1 protein-coding gene is annotated in these 1,355 nt (G+C 57.0%); it reads right to left on the reverse strand.

Annotation, left to right across the window (positions count from 1 at the left end):
* Positions 1-249: 249 nt before the first annotated feature.
* The gene (locus RBB29_RS22245; RefSeq protein ID WP_306117120.1) at positions 250-1,269 is read right to left on the reverse strand and encodes an IS110 family transposase; all 1,020 of its coding nucleotides are present in this window, start codon (positions 1,267-1,269) and stop codon (positions 250-252) included.
* Positions 1,270-1,355 lie beyond the last annotated feature (86 nt).

The following is a 1,355-nucleotide window of genomic DNA, read 5'->3' on the forward strand; positions in this document are numbered from 1 at the left end:
TGTGTGGATGGCTCCTGCATTGCAAGACAATTTTTGAGCTGATTTGAGCGCTTGTCAGATGCAGTCGTGTGTCCGGCCTGTTTGCGCAGCGCACACGGCTGCTGGCCCTAATGGTTTCCGCTGACCAAGTCCCAAACCGCAATACGGACAACTTGGTGTCCCTGACATTCGACGGGGTATCTAGGTAGGCGGGCTGACATGGCTCCATCATCTCAGTGGTCTTGCGTTTCTTGTGTCTCCTCTTGTCCCTTATGCCGCATGGGGTTGGTATCGTTCGTTTCGTGTCAGCACGGCCCAGACGATCCGAGCGGTTTTGTTGGCCATGGCCACGGTTGCTAACCTTGGAGCCTTTCGCTCCAGCAGGGCGATTGCCCATGGATCTGCGCGGTCCGGTTTATCCTTCATGTGTCTCAGTCGTGCCGTCATGCCTGCCACCAATAGCCGTCTGACGTATCTGTCTCCCATTTTTGAGATGCGTCCGAGGCGTTCCTTGCCACCGCTGGATCGGTTGATAGGCGTCAGTCCCAGCCAGGCAGCAAACTCTCGTCCATTGCGGAACTGATGCCCGTCGCCCGCGGTCGCGACAATCGCCGAGGCGGTTACGGGTCCAACACCAGGGATGGTTCGTAATAGCATGACCTGGCGGTCTCTTCGACCTTCAAGCAGGATGCGTTTGTCGTACCAGAGAATGCGCAAGTGCAGAGCAACCATCTGGTTGCACAGGTTCGTCAACACATCGATGGCGACATCGGGAATGCTTGGGAGGTCTCCGTCTAACACTCCCTTTGCAAACTTCACGGCGCGACCAATTCCCTGAGCGATCACAATCCCGAACTCACCCAACAGTCCGCGTAACATGTTGCTGAGCTGGGTCCGCTGCCGCACGATCATGTCTCGGGCGCGGTGGAGGAACAGGACACCTTGCTGTTCCTCGGTCTTGATCGCGACAAAGCGCATCGTCGGACGCGTTACGGCCTCACAGATCGCCTCTGCATCGATCGCGTCAGACTTTCCACGTTTGACATAGGCTTTCACGTACATGGCCGGCATCAGCCGGACTTCATGGCCCAGCTTCTGGAACTGACGCGCCCAATGGTGGCTTGATCCGCAAGCCTCCATCCCAATCAGACATGGCTTAAGGTTCTTGAAGAAGTCCAACAGCTGTGCGCGCCTGAGTGACTTATTGAACGCGACGGTTCCGTCCGCTGAGATCCCGTGGACCTGAAAGATGTTCTTGGCCAAATCTAGGCCGACTGTTGTAACCTGCATTGGGTGGCTCCTTTCCTAGCAGTGATAGACAACTGCAGTATGGCGCATCGCGACGCCGGGGGAGCAGGAGCCATCCACCCCATCCG

Origin of the sequence: Roseovarius sp. MMSF_3359, from assembly GCF_030733385.1 — a bacterium.
In the GTDB taxonomy this organism is placed as follows: Bacteria; Pseudomonadota; Alphaproteobacteria; order Rhodobacterales; family Rhodobacteraceae; genus Roseovarius.

Coding starts and splice junctions, on each gene's coding strand:
- RBB29_RS22245 (WP_306117120.1), bottom strand. CDS start 1,269: ATGCAGGTTACAACAGTCGGCCTAGATTTGGCCAAGAACATCTTTCAG.